Here is a 15,223-nt window from a genome sequence, read left to right on the forward strand (position 1 = left end):
GAGCTCTGACGATCGCGTCCGAGATTCGCGAAACCGTGTTACAGGCGCTAAATAACTTCGCATGGACAGGGATATGAGCCAGACGCAGAGTTCCGTCGGCGCTTCGGCTACGGTGGCATTCATCGATCTTGCGGGCTTTAGCGCCATCGCGGACGTTTATGGAGATGCAGCGGCAATCGATGTGCTCGAGATTTTCGAGAGCATGGTCCGCGAGGCGCTTGCTGGCTACGAGCCTCCGATCAAGTGGATCGGGGATGAAGCGATGCTCTCGTTTCCGGAGCCGGAGTTAGCGATCCAGGCGCTTGGAACGCTGTTGCAGGCATGCCGGGAAGAACCGCGCCTTCCGCTCACCCGGTCGGCGCTGAACCATGGACCGGTCATCCGCAGGGCAGGTGATCTGTTTGGATCGACCGTCAACATAGCGGCACGTATTGCTGCGCTTGCGTCCCCCGGTCAATTGCTTGCGACTCAACCCATTGCCGACGCCGCTGCCGCCAAAGGCATCTTGGTGCGGGATCTTGGAGAGGTGGCGCTGCGGTCGGTAGCTGATGAAATCCCTCTTTACGAGATCGAACTTGCCCCCTCGCCTGACCCGGCCTGGATCGATCCAGTGTGCAAGATGCATGCTCCGTATGCATCCTATCGACGGGCCGCCCCAGAAGGGCCATGGTTTTGTTCGCCGCGTTGTGAAGAGGCATATCGGAAGTCGCCGCAGGCCTATCCACTGGCTCGATGACACGGCTCCCCTAGCTGCCCTGGCGCCCCCTCTCAGTCTATACTCATTGCGCAGGTGAGATATGCTACGGTGCCGGAAGTCGCCTCTGCATGATCCGCTGCCACAAGTGGCACATTGGTGCCGATGAAGCGCACTTTCAGAGTTTCGCCGACTTTCATCCTGATCGTGTCCCTCGAAGGATAGGCGCGGCCGTTGATGGTGAAATAATTCGGCTGTCCGCCGGCGGAAACCACGCGATAATCCTTCCAGCTGCTGGAAGTTCAAGAGTTGCCGTCCAGCCATGGCCGATCCGTCGTTTGCAAGAAAGTCACGGAGAATGGGTTCCCATCGGCGTTCTCTGCTACTTGACTCTCAGCCTTTTTCGCGGCAGGTTTCGATCAATAGGTCAGACCAATTTACCGATCCGGGATCTGCCAGATGATTCCGTTGAAGTAGAACTGGGTAACAATGCCGATCCAGGCCGTTGAACCGCGTCGACTTTACCGACAGATCGCCGATCAGCTCAGGCAGCTGATCGACGCGGGTGAGTTCGCAGTCGGCGATCGGCTGCCGACCGAGCGCGAGCTGGCCGATCAGCTTGGCATCTCCCGCCCGACCGTCCGTGAAGCGCTGATCGCGCTCGAGGTCGAGGGGCGCATACGCATTCGCGTCGGCTCGGGCATCTACGTCACCGAACCGCCGCGCGCCGAAATTTTGACGGCAGAAATGGATGAAGGCCCGTTCGAGCTGTTGCGGGCGCGCGAGTTCATCGAAGGGGCGATCGCCGCCGAAGCCGCCCTCCATGCCCGGCCGATCGACATCGAACATATGGACGACGTGCTGCGCCGCATGGAGGACATACCTCGCCCGACCAGGATGACGATCGCGCTCGACCGCGAGTTCCATACGATAGTGGCGGGCATTCTCGGAAACGCCGTGCTGGTGCGCTGCATTGACGAGCTCTTCGACCAGCGCATGAACCCATATTTCGAACGCCTGTCGAGCTATTTCGAGAACAGGGAGTCCTGGCGGGCCGCCGCGGAGGAGCATCGCGCCGTGCGCGACGCGATCGCGGCGCGCGACCCTGAACGGGCCAAGGCCGCCATGCAAGAACATCTGCGTCAGTCGCAACTGAGATTCTCACGCAATTTCGGTGAGAAATCCGCGGCCAGGGAGGTCGCGGGATAGGAGTCAGCCGACCGGGAGGGTCCTGTCGGCACCGTCAATCCATTCACAGGGAGGAATATGATGTTGAGGAAATACGCCGTTCTGCTCGGCACGATCGCCGCAATCGCTCTGCCCATGGCTTCGGCCTCTGCACAAACCGCGCTGAAATGGGCCCATGTCTACGAAACGTCCGAACCCTTCCACACCGAGTCGGTGTGGGCGGCAGAGGAGATCAAGAAGCGCACCGACGGCCGCTATACGATCGACGTCTTCCCGGCTTCGCAACTCGGCAAGGAAGCCGACATCAACCAGGGGCTGACCCTCGGCACGGTCGACATCATCATCTCCGGATCGAGCTTCGCCGCCCGCGAATACCCGCCGATCGGCGTGACCTACTTCCCGTTCACTTTCCGCGACGCGGATCACCTGCTCGCTTACACCAAGAGCGCCAAATACAAGGAGTTGACCGCCGGCTTCGAAGAGGCCTCCGGCCATCACATCACCGCGACCACCTACTACGGCACGCGTCACACGACCTCCAACCGGCCGATCGAGAAATGCGCCGACATGCAGGGCCTGAAGATCCGCGTGCCTGATGTGCCGGCCTATCTCGCCATGCCGCGCGCCTGCGGTGCCAACACCGCGCCGATCGCCTTCGCCGAGGTCTATCTCGCCTTGCAGCAGGGTACGGTGGAAGCGCAGGAAAACCCGCTGACGACGATCGACGCCAAAAAATTCTACGAAGTGCAAAAGCACATTATCCTGACCGGGCACATCGTCGATCATCTCAACACGCTCGTGTCGCAATCGCGCTGGTCGCAATTGTCGGACGAGGACAAGGCGATCTTCACCGAGGTGATGCAGGAAGCCGCCGCGCGAGCGACCAAGATCATCGTCGATCGCGAGAAGGCTTTGGTCGAAACCTTCAAGGAGCGCGGTCTCACCGTCACCGAAGTCGATCGCGCCGATTTCGAAAAGAACGTGATGGAGAAGGTGACGTTCGAGGAGTTCGGCTACCGCAAGGAGGATTGGGAGGCGATCCGCGCCGTCAAGTAAGCCGCATCGATCCGGGCCCGGCGCGACAAGCGCGTCGGGTCTGTCGAGCCCGCTGTCCAACAGTGCCCGGAGCTTGCCGATGACCCAAGAGGTCCACACCCAGGTTACAGCAGAAGAACTGGCGCATGCCTTCGAGGAAGAAGCGCCGCCCATCGATCTGTCGCGATACGCGGTGGAGGACTGGGTCACGCTCGCCGTGTTCTGGGGCATGTCGTTCTGCGTGTTCCTGCAGTTCTTTACGCGCTACGTCATGAACAACAGTTTTGCCTGGACCGAGGAGATCGCCATCAACTGCCTCGTCGTCGTGGTCTTCCTGGGCTCGGTCATGTGCACGCGCACCACGCGCCACATCCACGTCGACGTGCTCTATCACTATCTCCCCGCTGGGGCCGGGCGCTACCTGGCGCTCGCGGTCAATGTGATTACCATTTGCTTCTTCGCCTACATGTCCTGGCTCCTCTGGCGCTATGTCGGGATCGTCCACCGCGAGCGGATGGTCACCATCAACCTGCCGCGCAACGTCGTCTTCTACGCCGTCTTCGCCGGTTTCGTGCTGATGATGCTGCGCGCCATCCAGGTCTTCATCGGCAACATTCGCCGTGGCTACTCGGCGCTGGAGCGCCCCGCCGCGTTCGACGGATTGGGGGAATAGGCCATGCTGCTTCTGATCGGAGCCTTTCTCGTCCTGATGCTGGTCGGCGTGCCTGTCGCTGTGTCGATGGCGGTGTCGTCGCTGCTCTATCTCGTCTTCTATGGCGTGGCGCCTGACATCATCGCCGCGCAGCGCATGATCGCCGGTGTCGAGAGCTTTCCGCTGCTTGCCGTGCCGTTCTTCATCTTTGCCGGCAACCTCATGAACATCGCCGGTGTCACCGGGCGGATCTATTCCTTCGCGCTGGCGCTTGTCGGCTGGATGAAGGGCGGCCTCGCGCAGGTGAACATCATCGGATCGGTGGTCTTCGCCGGCATGTCGGGCGCAGCCCTTGCCGACGCCGCCGGCATCGGCACCATCGAGATCAAGGCGATGAAGGACCACGGCTATCCCGTCGAGGCGGCGGTCGGCGTCACCGCCGCCTCCTCGACGCTCGGCCCGATCTTCCCGCCGTCGCTGCCCTTCGTCATCTACGGCATGATGGCCAACGTCTCGATCGGCGCGCTGTTCATGGCCGGCATCCTGCCCGGCGTCGTCATGACGGCGCTGATGATGGTGACGGTCGCGATCTTCGCCCACCGCCGGGGCTGGGGTTCGGACACACCGTTCAAACTGAACCGGCTCGCCGCCGCCTCGATCGAGGTCGCCGTCGTGTGCTGCTTTCCGCTGGCCGTCTATGTCCTTGTCCAGATGGGACTGTCGCTCAACATCGCCGTTGGCATCGCGCTCGTCGTCCTGATCGCCTGCGACTGGTATTTCGACTTTTCCGCCGTCATGGCGCTGATGACGCCGATCATCCTGATCGGCGGCATGACCATGGGCTGGTTCACCCCGACCGAAGCGGCCATGGCCGCCGTCATCTGGTCGTTGTTTCTCGGGCTTGTGCGTTATCGGACGATGACACTTTCAGCCCTCGCCAAGGCCAGTTTCGACACGATCGAGACGACGGCGTCGGTCCTTTTCATCGTCACCGCAGCGTCGATCTTCGCCTGGTTGCTCACGGTCAGCCAGGCGGCGCAGCTGTTCTCGGTCTTCATCACATCGCTGACCGAAAACAAATGGGTGTTCCTGATCCTGGTCAACATCCTGATGCTGGTCGTCGGTTGTTTTCTCGACACGATCGCCGCCATCACGATCCTTGTGCCGATCCTCCTGCCGATCGTGGTTCTCTACGGCATCGATCCGGTGCATTTCGGTCTGATCATGACGCTCAATCTGATGATCGGTCTGCTCCATCCGCCGCTCGGCATGGTGCTGTTCGTCCTCTCGCGGGTCGCAAAACTGTCGGTCGAGCGTACCACCATGGCAATTCTGCCCTGGCTCGTGCCGCTGATCGTCGCGCTGATCCTGATCACCTTCGTCCCCGCCATCACGCTGTGGCTGCCGACGCAAATGGGGCTGATCCGTTGATCGACAGTCCAATCGCCGCAACGCTTTTTGGCCCTGAGGATCTGCGCGTCGTCGAGCATCCGCTCGGCCCCCTCGCGCCCGGAATGGTGCGCGTGCGCTTCGGCGCCGGCGGCATCTGCGGTTCCGACCTGCACTATTTCCGCCATGCGCGGACCGGCGATTTTGTCGTCACATCGCCGCTCGTGCTCGGTCACGAGGTCGCCGGAGAGATCGTCGAAATCAACGCGGACGCGCCAGGACTTGCCGTCGGTGATCGCGTGGCGGTCAACCCGTCGCGCTGGTGCGGACAATGCGCCCGATGCGCAGAGGGCCGCGCCAATCTCTGTGAAAACATCTATTTCATGGGCTCGGCGTCGAAAACGCCGCACATGCAAGGCGGTTTTGCCAGCGTGTTCGATGCCACGCCGGCGCAATGCATCAAAGTCCCGCATGCTGTTGCCTACCAGGCGGCGGCACTTGCCGAACCGCTCGCCGTCAGCTTGCATGCCGTGGCGCGGGCCGGCGACATCGCCGGCCGCAACGTCATCCTGATCGGCGCCGGCCCCATCGGGCTCCTGACCATGCTCGCCGCCAGGCTCAAGGGTTGTGGCGAGCTCACCGTCGCCGACATAGCCGAGGCGCCGCTCGCCTTCGCCAGCAAACTTGGAGCAAACAGGACGATCAACCTGTTCGGCGGCGATGACGAGCTCAAGGCGCTCGCGGCCGACAAGTTGATCGATGTCGCGTTCGAGATTTCAGGCACCGCCGCGGGTCTCGCAGCTGCGATCGCCAGCGTCCGGCGCGGCGGCACGGTCGTTCAGGTCGGCAATCTGCCGGGTGGTCAGATCCCGGTGGCCGCCAATGCGGTGATGGCCAAAGAAATCAATCTGAACGGCACGTTTCGTTTCGGCGCGGAATTCAACGAGGCGGTCGACCTCATCGTCAGCGGGGATATAGATGTCCTGAAGCTGGTGACCGCCGAACGCCCCCTCTCCTCGGCCTACGATGCGTTTGCCCTGGCCGCCGACCGCTCGCAGAGCGTCAAGGTGGTGCTGACCGCCGACTGAGGCGTTTTTCCCGGCGGAAGGGTCGGTCCCGGTAGGGGCGAAATGACACTCTAAGCGTTCTGCTCCTTCGGCCACGAAGTAAGCAATGTGCTGCTCACACAAGGGCGGAATATTTCCATCGCTCGGTATCAACTACCATCAGCGGCAGAGCGCTATGGCAACTGTGCCGACACCGACTGTCGACTTGGCCGAAAGTGGCTACTCCGCAATGTCCCTTTCGCATCGACACCTCGATCTATTGCCAGGACTCCGGTTCGGTATTGTGTAGCTCAATCAAGCGCTCGCACCCGCCAAGCTCCTTCGATGTGCTCATGGCCCAATCTTTCGCCTGCTGCTCAGTTAGAGACAGGCTTGGGTCTCCGCTCTGCGCCAATAGCGACAAGTTGGCCCCCTCCAACCTACCGATCGACATTTCGACATCCTGATAAATCTCTGTCTCAGGGCCGCAGCCTTGCCTCTTCAAATAGCCGAGAAACTTCGGCCTCATCGGGGCAGGTTCGGCACCACAGTATTTTTCGGCAAGCGCATACATTGTTAGCGCGTAGCCAATGCCCATAAAACGCGTCTCAATCTCTTCCCCAGGCGCAAAGCTGTTTCTACAAAACGGTGGCGACTGCCCGTAAGCAACCGTCACCAATAAACAAGACAGAGCGATCGCGCTAATAATGCGAAACATGCAATCTCCTCAAAGAAGAGCATGACTATGCTAAGCCCGAGGTGTCCGCAATCGGCCGTCAGGGTCTTCCAGGACGACAGCAATAAGTCGATGCCGTCTCCCATGTACCTGTCCAATCACCGTTGTATGGCGGAAACCGGCCAATCCCGTCGTGTGAACGTTGCCATGGCGCTTGGGGTGTCATTCGCGCCCTACCGGAATCGACCCCCGCCAGCTGTTGTCAACCGCTCCAGTCTCAGCCTGCCGGCCCGGTTTCCTTCGTGTCGGCCTGCTTGCGCGCCCGCGCAAATTGCAGCCCGGCGACGCCGGCGGTCGCAGCGAGCGCCAGGCCGATCGGAATGAGGCTCGAGGGCTGGTCGGCCTTTCTGAGCACCGCCACCACGTCATACCCGACATCCAGCCCGATGCGCTTGGCGTAGGATCCGAAATCGACATTGCTGATCATCAGCGCGTCGCCCGCTTGCGTGATGGTAAGGCCGATGCCGCGCAGCCGCTCCAGCGGCTCGCCCGGCTCGCCGAGCGGCACGTTGACCGTCTTGCGGACATCCTCGCCCATGAGGTCGACGCCCTCGACGACGAAATTGATGCGGCCATCGGCCGGCGTCTGCGCCACCGCCGACAGGAACTCGCTCCCCGGCAACTCCTCGTAAGGCGGCGACACCTGGTTGAGCCACCAGTCCGGCCGAAACAGCGTGAAGCAGACGAGCAGCAGCGCCGCACTTTCCCACAGGCGGCTTTTGGTCACGAACCAGTTCATGGTCGCGGCCGAAAACAGCAGGATGGCGATCAACGAGACAGTCGCCACCCAGATCGTCTGCGGCCAGGTGTCGACTCCGATCAGCAGCATCGCCGGGTTGAAGATGAAAACGAACGGCAGGATCGCCGTGCGCAGCGAATAGAGCGCGCCCTGGAAGCCGGTGGCGATCGGATCCTCCTTGGAAATCGCCGCCGCCGCGAACGCGGCCAGCCCAACGGGCGGGGTGATGTCGGCCATGATGCCGAAGTAGAAGACGAACAGGTGGACCGCGATCAGCGGGATCGGCAGTCCGGCCTGGGCGCCGAGATCGACCACGACCGGGGCCATCAGCGTGGCGACCAGAATGTAGTTTGCGGTGGTCGGGATGCCCATGCCGAGCACAAGGCTGATCGCGGCGATGAGGATCAGCATCAGGATGACATTGCCGCCGGAGATGAACTCGACGAGTTCCGTCATCATCAGGCCGAGACCGGTCAGTGTGATCGTGCCGACGACGATGCCGGCAGTGGCCGTGGCGATACCGATGCCGATCATGTTGCGGGCGCCGAGCGCCAGCCCGTCGATCAGATCGTCCCAGGCAGCCCGCACTGAGGCGGCGAGATTTTCTTTACGGAACACCGCCATCAGCGGCTTGCGGGTGGCGACGATCCCGAGGATTGAAACGGTCGCCCAGAACGCCGAAAGCCCGGGCGACATCTGCTCGACCATCAGGCACCACAGAAGCACCGCGATCGGGATGAGGAAGTCGAGCCCGGTCCGCGTGACGTCCCAGGCGCGCGGCAGTTCGAGGATTGGCGCGTTCGGATCGTCGAGCGCGAGATCCGGATAGCGCGAGGAATACCAGACCGAGGCGACGTAGAGAGCGACGCCGGCGATTGCGAGCACCGGCGGCGCGGCCCCACCGAAGACAGCCTGGATAGCAACAATGCCGTAATAGACGATACAGACGGCGAGAACGCTGCCCGACAGTCCCAGTCCCATCCGCAGCATCCGTTCTCTTGCCGGCGTCGGACGCTGCGGGATCGTCTTCAAGCCCATCTTTATCGCTTCGAGATGAACCATGTAGAGCAGCGCGATATAGGAGAAGACTGCCGGCAGCAGCGCGTGCTTGACGATCTCCGAATAGGGAATGCCGACATATTCGACCATCAGGAATGCGGCCGCACCCATGACCGGCGGCATGATCTGGCCGTTGATCGAGGCTGAAGCCTCGATGGCGCCTGCCTTGACGCCGGAAAGGCCGGTGCGCTTCATCAGCGGGATGGTGAAGATGCCGCCTGAAACCACGTTGGAGACGGACGAGCCGGACACGACGCCGTTGAGAGCCGATGAGACCACGGCGACTTTCGCCGGGCCGCCGCGCAGATGGCCGAGCAGCGCGATGGAAATCTGCATCATCCAGTTGCCGGCGCCTGCCTTTTCCAGAAGCGTGCCGAACAGGACGAACAGAAAGACGAAACTCGTCGACACGCCAAGTGCAATCCCGAAGACGCCTTCGGTGGTCAGCCATTGATGGTTGAGAAACTTGGTGAGCGATGCGCCGCGATGCTGAATCACGTCCGGCATGTACTGGCCGGCAAAGGTGTAGAAGATGAAGGTACAGGCCACGACAACCATCGGCAGGCCGAGCGCACGGCGCGTCGCCTCGAGCAGCAACAGGATGCCAACGGTACCGGTCACCAGATCGAGCGTGGTCGGCTGGCCCGGCCGTCCGGAAAGCACGACGTAAAAGAGAAAAAGGTAGGCGCCGGCAAATCCGCCGACCACGGCCAGCACCCAGTCGAGCAGCGGCACGTGATCGCGGGGCGAGGATCTCAGCGCCGGATAGGCGAGAAAGGTCAAGAACAGCGCGAAGCCGAGATGGATAGCGCGCGCTTCCGTGTCGTTGAGAATGCCGAAGCCGAACACGAACGGCAAAGGCGAAGCGTACCAGAGCTGGAAAAGCGACCACGCGACTGCAACCCAGAGCAGGATTCGCCCGACCGTGCCAACCGGATGCCGGCCGCCCGTGTCGGCCTCCGCGACAAGTTGTTCGAGCTCTTCGAGATCGACGCCGGCCGGTTGTGCCTTCACTTCGCTCATGACGTCGTCTCCTGTTGCGGATGGCCCCGGCGGATCAGCTGGACCCGCCGGACCGTCGTCAGGTCACGAAGCCTACTTCAACCAGCCCTTCTCCTTGAAGTATTTTTCAGCGCCCGGATGCAGCGGCGCGGAATTTCCTTCCGCTACCATCTTGGCGGGATCGAGATTGGCGAAGGCCGGATGCAGCGACTTGAACTCGTCGAAGTTCTCGAACACCGCCCTGGTCAGTTGGTAGACGCTCTCATCGGGAACCTTGGCCGAAGTGACCAACGTGGCGAGCACGCCGAAAGTCCCGGTATCGTCGGGATTGTTCGCGTAGAGTCCGCCCGGAATGATCGCCTTGGCGTAGTATGGATTCTCGGCGACAAGCTTGTCCACGACCTCTCCAGTCAACGGCACCAGCTTGGCGGCGCAGGTGGTCGTCGGGTCCTGGATGTTCGCTGAAGGATGGCCGACGCCGTAGAAGAACCCGTCGATCTTGCCGTCGCAGAGCGCCGGGCCGTGCTCGTCAGCCTTCAGCTCCGATGCGAGCGAAAAGTCGGCCAACGTCCAGCCCATCGCACCGAGCAGACGCTCCATGGAAGCGCGCGTCCCGGAACCGGGATTGCCGACGTTGAAACGCTTGCCCTTGAAATCCTCGAATTTAGTCACGCCGGCATTGGGATGCGCCAGCACCGTGAACGGCTCCGGATGGATCGAGAAGACCGCGCGCAGGTCGGTATGGGGGCCACCGTCCTTAAATGATTCCAGTCCCTTGTAGGCGTTGTACTGGACGTCCGACTGGGCCATGCCGAAGTCGAGTTCGCCTTCCTTGATCGTGTTCACGTTGAATGCCGATCCGCCGGTCGATTCGACCGAGCAGCGGATGCCGTGTGTCTTGCGATCCTTGTTGAGCAACCGGCAGATAGCGCCGCCGGCGGCATAGTAGACGCCGGTGACGCCACCGGTCCCGATGGTAACGAAATTCTGCTGCGCCATTGCGCTGGCCGAAAACAGCAGCGCCGCCGACAAGGCGGCAATCTGCGCTCCGAGGCGTGCAGTCCGGGCATGTTTCATCTGGTTCTCCCTTGGTACTTTGCGTGCCGTCGCGGCCGTCCGGTGTTTTGGTGTCAAGGCACGTCGATGCATGCTACGATTGTTGCGCTTTATCAATCAAGGGAAATGCTTGTTACAATGGACAGTCGGGAGACGGGTTTCGACGCGCTTTTGGCGCGCATACTGACCGAACTCCCAAAATTGAGCTCGGAACTGCGCAAGGCGGCGCGTTTCGTGGTCGATCACCCCGACGAGGTGGCGCTGGTGTCCATGCGGGTGCTGGCCTCGAGATCAGAGGTGACACCGACGACCTTCGTGCGACTGGCGCGGCGACTGGGTTTTGGCGACTGGGCGGCGCTGCGCAAGCCGTTCGAAGACCGGCTGCGCTCCGGCAAGGCGCCTTTCGCGGCAAGGGCCGATGCGCTTGTCAGGCGCAGGTCGGAGACGATCTTCGCCGAATCGCTGCGGACGACGGTGGCCAATCTGGCGACGGCCGAAGCCGTCAACGGCAGCGAAGAAATCGCAAGGGCCTGCGCGATACTGGAGAAGGCTCAGCGCATACGTGTCGCCGGGTTCCGAAGCTGCCGCGCGCCCGCCCACGCGCTTGTCTATCTCTGCCGGATGTTTCGGCGCGAGATCACGCTGCTCGGCGGCGACGGCGGTGCGATCGAGGCGGAACTCGCAGCGCTTGGAAAGAAGGAAGCGGTCGTCGCGATCGGCTTTTCGCCCTATTCGCGTGAACTCGGGCCCGTGGTGGAGGCTGCGCAACGACACAGCGTTCCGATTGTCGCGATCGTCGACAGCATGGCTGCTCCGATCGCGCGGCACGCGCAGGTTGTCTTGCGATTCTCTACCGACAGCCCGTCCTTCTTCCCGTCGGTAGCCGCGGCCATGGCTATCGTGGAAGCGCTGGCCGCAACGATGCTGGCGCGCAGCGGGCCTGCAGCCGCGGCTCGTGTCAGGGAGACGGAACTGGAGTTACAGGCGTTCGGCGCCTATCTGCCGGAATGAAGAGCGCTGGCGCTATGCCACTGCAGCGTCTATCGCGTCGCCGAGCCGTTCAACAACCGCGTCGATTGCCGCGGCGTCTATGATGAAGGGCGGCGCCAGCAGCACATGATCGCCGCGCACGCCGTCGATCGTTCCCCCTGCGGGATAGACCAGCAGGCCGCGCGCCATCGCCTCGCGCCTGATCTTCGCATTGAGCTTCCGCTTCGGTTCGAACGGCGCCTTGGTCGAGCGATCCTCGACCAACTCTACACCCATGAAAAGGCCACGCCCGCGAATGTCGCCGATATGGGCATGGTTGCCGAACCGTTCGCCCAGTCGCCGCGAAAGATGCGCTCCCATCGCCCGGACATTGGCAAGCAGATCGTCGCGAGCAATCACGTCCTGGACGGCGAGCGCCGCCGCGCAGGCCATCGGGTGGCACATATAGGTGTGGCCATGCTGGAAGAAGCCGGAGCCTTCGGCGAAAGCGTCGAAGATGCGGCGCGAAAGCAGCACCGCACCGATGGGTTGGTAGCCGCCACCGAGCCCTTTGGCGATTGTCATCAGGTCGGGCGCGACGCCGTCCTGCTCGCAGGCGTGCAGCGTGCCGGTGCGGCCCATGCCGCACATCACCTCATCGAGGATGAGGAGCACACCGTAGCGGTCGCAGATTTCGCGAACGCGCCTGAAATAGCCGGGAACCGCGGGCACAGCTCCTGCTGTCGCGCCGACCACAGGTTCCGCGACGAAGGCCATGACAGTGTCCGGACCGAGTTCGAGAATTCTATCCTCGAGCGCCTGGGCGGCGCGCAGTCCGTAGGCCGCCTCGCTCTCACCGGCTTTCTGGTAGCGGTAGGCATAGCATGCGTCGATGTGATGCGTGTCGATCAGCAAAGGGCGGAATTGGGCGCGGCGCCACTCATTGCCCCCGGCAGCGAGAGCGCCGAGCGTGTTGCCGTGATAGCTCTGGCGGCGGGCGATGACGTTTCGCCGCTCTGGCCTGCCGGTCTCGACGAAAAACTGGCGGGCCATCTTGAGCGCCGCCTCCACCGCTTCGGAGCCGCCGGACACGAAGTAGGCGTGGCTGATACCTTGTGGCGCGCCGGCGACGAGCTTGTCGGCCAATGTCTCGGCCGGCTCGTTGGTGAAGAAGCTGGTGTGGGCATAGGCGAGCTTGTCGGCCTGCGCATGGAGCGCGGCTGTCACCTCGGGATGGCCGTGGCCGAGGCAGGAAACCGCCGCGCCACCTGACGCGTCGATATAGGCGCGGCCATCGCGGTCGAACAGTTCGATGCCCTTGCCGCCAGCCGCGACGGGCAGGCTCGCGTGGATCTGGCGGTGCAGGATGTGTGTCATGCCTTCCCCGATTGACGATGGCGCGATTTGCAGCGAACCTATCATGCAACATATGTTACACACTGCGCAATACTGAAACAATTGGACTGAGATTATGACCGCCGACAGGGACGCGACCGGCCCCGGACTTATCGCACCGACGGCAATCGCCGTTGCGCCGAATGGTGGACGGCGTGGCAAGCAAGACCACCCTGCCCTGCCGATCGGCCCCTGGGAATTGGCCCGGACTGCCGCCGCCTGCCTCGAGGCGGGCGCCGCCATGATCCATACCCATGTCCGCGACCGCGACGGCCGCCATTTGCTCGACGCGCACGCCTATCGCGAGACGACGAAAGCGATACGTGATGCGGTGGGCGAGCGGCTGATCATCCAGATCACCAGCGAAGCGATCGGCCGCTACCAGCCGGCCGAGCAGGTGGCGGTGGTGCGCGCTGCCCGCCCTGAGGCGGTTTCGCTGGCGCTGCGTGAACTGGTGCCGGACGCTGCCCATGAGACCGATTTCGCGCAGTTCCTGGCGTGGTTGAAGAGCGAGCGGATCGCCCCTCAGATCATCCTTTACACGCCCGAAGAGGCGTCGGCCCTGGCCGCCATGCAGCAGCGCGGGCTGGTACCTTTCAACGACATCCCGGTGCTCTATGTGCTCGGCCGCTACACGCCGGGACAGGTTTCGCGAACGGCCGATCTGCTGCCCTTCCTTGCGCAGGACCGCCCGCGCTTCGCGCACTGGATGGTCTGCGCCTTCGGTCGGCAGGAAAGCGCTTGCGTTACGGCCGGTGCGCTGCTGGGCGGTCATGCCCGCGTCGGCTTCGAGAACAATTTTACCCTGGCCGACGGCACGACTGCCAAGGACAATGCCGCGCTCGTGACAGCGACCAGAGGCGCTCTGACTGCTTGTGGCGTCAGGATCGCCCAAGCCAACGACCTGCGCGCCGCTTGGTCGATCCAGGGCTAACCCTCGCCCGCACGCCTCTTCGGTCCGTCACATTTGTCGAAAATCTCTTTGCTACGCTGCAACCGAACTTTTTGACTGACGTTAGGGTTGCAGTGGCGCTGGGGAGGCCTTTATGCAGACGTACCTCGTCGAACAAATGGAGGGCGATGACGTGATCACGGTGCGTGTCATCAACGCGCCGAGCCCCTTCAAAGCCGCCGCCATGTCGACAGATCGACATGTTACGCTGCGAAGGTGGGAAAAGGATTGGATCCGAGTGACCGACGAGAACCGGGGACACATCTTTGCATACAGCTTTGTCTCCGACGCAAACCCAGACAACAGCGGGCTTGTAATAGCACCGAATAAATCAAGAAAAGCCCAAAAAGCTGATCAGGGACGCGAGTAAGCGCCACCTTTTTTGCTTTTTGCTGGAGCGCGCCAGAAGCGTGAACACCCGGAATTGAGCCAGCCGTTGCGGCATGGCTGACGCTCACGGCGTGGTATGTCCCACAACCACCCTTCCCTCGCCGGCTTCGTTCGTGACCGCCCGGATCCCCTCGAAGGACTTGGAGCGCTCCAGCAAACGCATGACCTGCCGGTCCTGGCCGAGACCGACCTCGAAGAGCAGGATGCCTCCGCGCCGCAAGTAGCGCGGCGCGTCCTTGATCACAAGCATATGGATGCTCAGGCCGTAGGGGCCGGCTGCAAACGCTTCACGAGGCTCGAGCTCGGTCAGATGCGCGCGGTCGCCCTCGAGCCGCTTTTCCGAAATGTATGGCGGGTTGCAGACGATCACGTCGATCGTGCTGTCGAGTTGCAAGCCCGAGAAAGCACTGAACAAGTCACCCCTCAGCACCGACACGCGATCTGCCATGTCGTGATGGGCGACGTTGCGGCGCGCGACCTCGACGCATCCATCGGTGAGATCGCTCGCCCAGACCTGCGCGGCAGGGGCGTAATGCGCAATGGCGCAGGCCAGATTGCCGGCCCCGCAGCACATGTCGACAACCCGCGGCGCCGACAGGTTCATTTGCCGCAGAACATCAAGTGCTGTCGTGCCGAGCAACTCCGTCTCCGGCCGGGGAACGAGCGCACCGGGCGCGATGAGCAACTCCAGCCCCATGAAGATGGTGCGGCCTTTGCGGTAGGCTTCGGCGACACTGATCTCTTCGCTCACGACAGCTCCCTCCCTGTCTTGCCGGGTCGCAGTGCCCGACAATTGAGTGGAAGTTAAATCACTAAGTTCCCGATCGGCAATCGAAAAACACGCCTCGCCAGGGCATTTGGGATCGCGAGTTATCGGCATCGTCTCAAAGGCGTTGGCACATGGTCCTGGAGGATAGGAAC

The 15,223-nt window shown here is 62.5% G+C and carries 15 protein-coding genes; 9 read left to right on the forward strand and 6 right to left on the reverse strand.

All coding sequences use genetic code 11. The features are described 5' to 3' along the window. Nucleotides 1-73: 73 nt before the first annotated feature. Nucleotides 74-736, forward strand: a complete 663-nt coding sequence (locus AC0L28_RS15835; protein WP_236391751.1) for a hypothetical protein — start codon at nucleotides 74-76, stop codon at nucleotides 734-736. A gap of 32 nt (nucleotides 737-768) precedes the next feature. On the opposite strand, the gene AC0L28_RS15840 is transcribed toward AC0L28_RS15835, so the two are convergent. After that, complete coding sequence (locus AC0L28_RS15840; RefSeq protein ID WP_023798552.1) at nucleotides 769-969, reverse strand: cupredoxin domain-containing protein; 201 nt, start codon at nucleotides 967-969, stop codon at nucleotides 769-771. A gap of 214 nt (nucleotides 970-1,183) precedes the next feature. On the opposite strand from AC0L28_RS15840, the gene AC0L28_RS15845 reads away from it, so the two are divergent. The 5 genes from AC0L28_RS15845 to AC0L28_RS15865 all read left to right on the forward strand — a co-directional run bounded on the left by AC0L28_RS15845 (nucleotide 1,184) and on the right by AC0L28_RS15865 (nucleotide 6,046). Then, a complete protein-coding gene (locus tag AC0L28_RS15845) occupies nucleotides 1,184-1,903 on the forward strand; it encodes a FadR/GntR family transcriptional regulator (protein ID WP_473478562.1) in 720 nt (239 codons plus the stop codon). Nucleotides 1,904-1,963: 60 nt separating this feature from the next. Beyond that, nucleotides 1,964-2,938 carry a sialic acid TRAP transporter substrate-binding protein SiaP gene (locus tag AC0L28_RS15850; protein ID WP_023798554.1) on the forward strand — a complete coding sequence of 325 codons (975 nt, stop codon included), beginning with the start codon at nucleotides 1,964-1,966 and terminating at the stop codon, nucleotides 2,936-2,938. Between the two features lie 79 nt (nucleotides 2,939-3,017). Then, complete coding sequence (locus AC0L28_RS15855; protein WP_023798555.1) at nucleotides 3,018-3,590, forward strand: TRAP transporter small permease; 573 nt, start codon at nucleotides 3,018-3,020, stop codon at nucleotides 3,588-3,590. Between the two features lie 3 nt (nucleotides 3,591-3,593). Further along, nucleotides 3,594-5,000, forward strand: coding sequence for a TRAP transporter large permease (locus AC0L28_RS15860; RefSeq protein ID WP_287260309.1), 1,407 nt, complete (start codon nucleotides 3,594-3,596; stop codon nucleotides 4,998-5,000). Next, entirely contained in the window at nucleotides 4,997-6,046 is a 1,050-nt protein-coding gene (locus AC0L28_RS15865; protein WP_128172434.1) for an L-idonate 5-dehydrogenase, read from the forward strand. Before AC0L28_RS15860 ends, AC0L28_RS15865 begins: the two co-directional genes overlap by 4 nt. 235 nt (nucleotides 6,047-6,281) lie before the next feature. On the opposite strand, the gene AC0L28_RS15870 is transcribed toward AC0L28_RS15865, so the two are convergent. The 3 genes from AC0L28_RS15870 to AC0L28_RS15880 form a co-directional block, all read right to left on the reverse strand. Beyond that, complete coding sequence (locus AC0L28_RS15870; protein WP_473478567.1) at nucleotides 6,282-6,722, reverse strand: hypothetical protein; 441 nt, start codon at nucleotides 6,720-6,722, stop codon at nucleotides 6,282-6,284. Nucleotides 6,723-6,957: 235 nt separating this feature from the next. Beyond that, nucleotides 6,958-9,561, reverse strand: coding sequence for a TRAP transporter permease (locus AC0L28_RS15875; RefSeq protein ID WP_473478569.1), 2,604 nt, complete (start codon nucleotides 9,559-9,561; stop codon nucleotides 6,958-6,960). Between the two features lie 72 nt (nucleotides 9,562-9,633). Next, a complete protein-coding gene (locus tag AC0L28_RS15880; RefSeq protein ID WP_023798563.1) occupies nucleotides 9,634-10,617 on the reverse strand; it encodes a TAXI family TRAP transporter solute-binding subunit in 984 nt (327 codons plus the stop codon). A 117-nt stretch (nucleotides 10,618-10,734) separates the two neighbouring features. Here AC0L28_RS15880 and AC0L28_RS15885 point away from each other — a divergent pair, with 117 nt between their 5' ends. Further along, nucleotides 10,735-11,607: a MurR/RpiR family transcriptional regulator gene (locus AC0L28_RS15885; RefSeq protein WP_473478572.1), complete on the forward strand. Its 873-nt coding sequence runs from the start codon at nucleotides 10,735-10,737 to the stop codon at nucleotides 11,605-11,607. A gap of 12 nt (nucleotides 11,608-11,619) precedes the next feature. Here AC0L28_RS15885 and AC0L28_RS15890 read toward each other — a convergent pair whose 3' ends face one another. Next, nucleotides 11,620-12,942: an aspartate aminotransferase family protein gene (locus AC0L28_RS15890; RefSeq protein ID WP_128172431.1), complete on the reverse strand. Its 1,323-nt coding sequence runs from the start codon at nucleotides 12,940-12,942 to the stop codon at nucleotides 11,620-11,622. 94 nt (nucleotides 12,943-13,036) lie between these two features. Between AC0L28_RS15890 and AC0L28_RS15895 the strand changes: the two genes are divergently transcribed. Continuing rightward, a complete protein-coding gene (locus AC0L28_RS15895; protein WP_473478575.1) occupies nucleotides 13,037-13,894 on the forward strand; it encodes a beta-keto acid cleavage family enzyme in 858 nt (285 codons plus the stop codon). Between the two features lie 112 nt (nucleotides 13,895-14,006). Continuing rightward, on the forward strand, nucleotides 14,007-14,282 hold the full coding sequence (locus AC0L28_RS15900) for a hypothetical protein (protein ID WP_198032602.1): 276 nt from the start codon (nucleotides 14,007-14,009) through the stop codon (nucleotides 14,280-14,282). Nucleotides 14,283-14,366: 84 nt separating this feature from the next. Here the strand turns inward: AC0L28_RS15900 and AC0L28_RS15905 are convergent, their stop codons facing one another. Continuing rightward, on the reverse strand, nucleotides 14,367-15,053 hold the full coding sequence (locus AC0L28_RS15905; RefSeq protein ID WP_473478578.1) for a N5-glutamine methyltransferase family protein: 687 nt from the start codon (nucleotides 15,051-15,053) through the stop codon (nucleotides 14,367-14,369). Nucleotides 15,054-15,223: the final 170 nt, after the last annotated feature.

This window comes from Mesorhizobium sp. WSM4847, assembly GCF_055811335.1.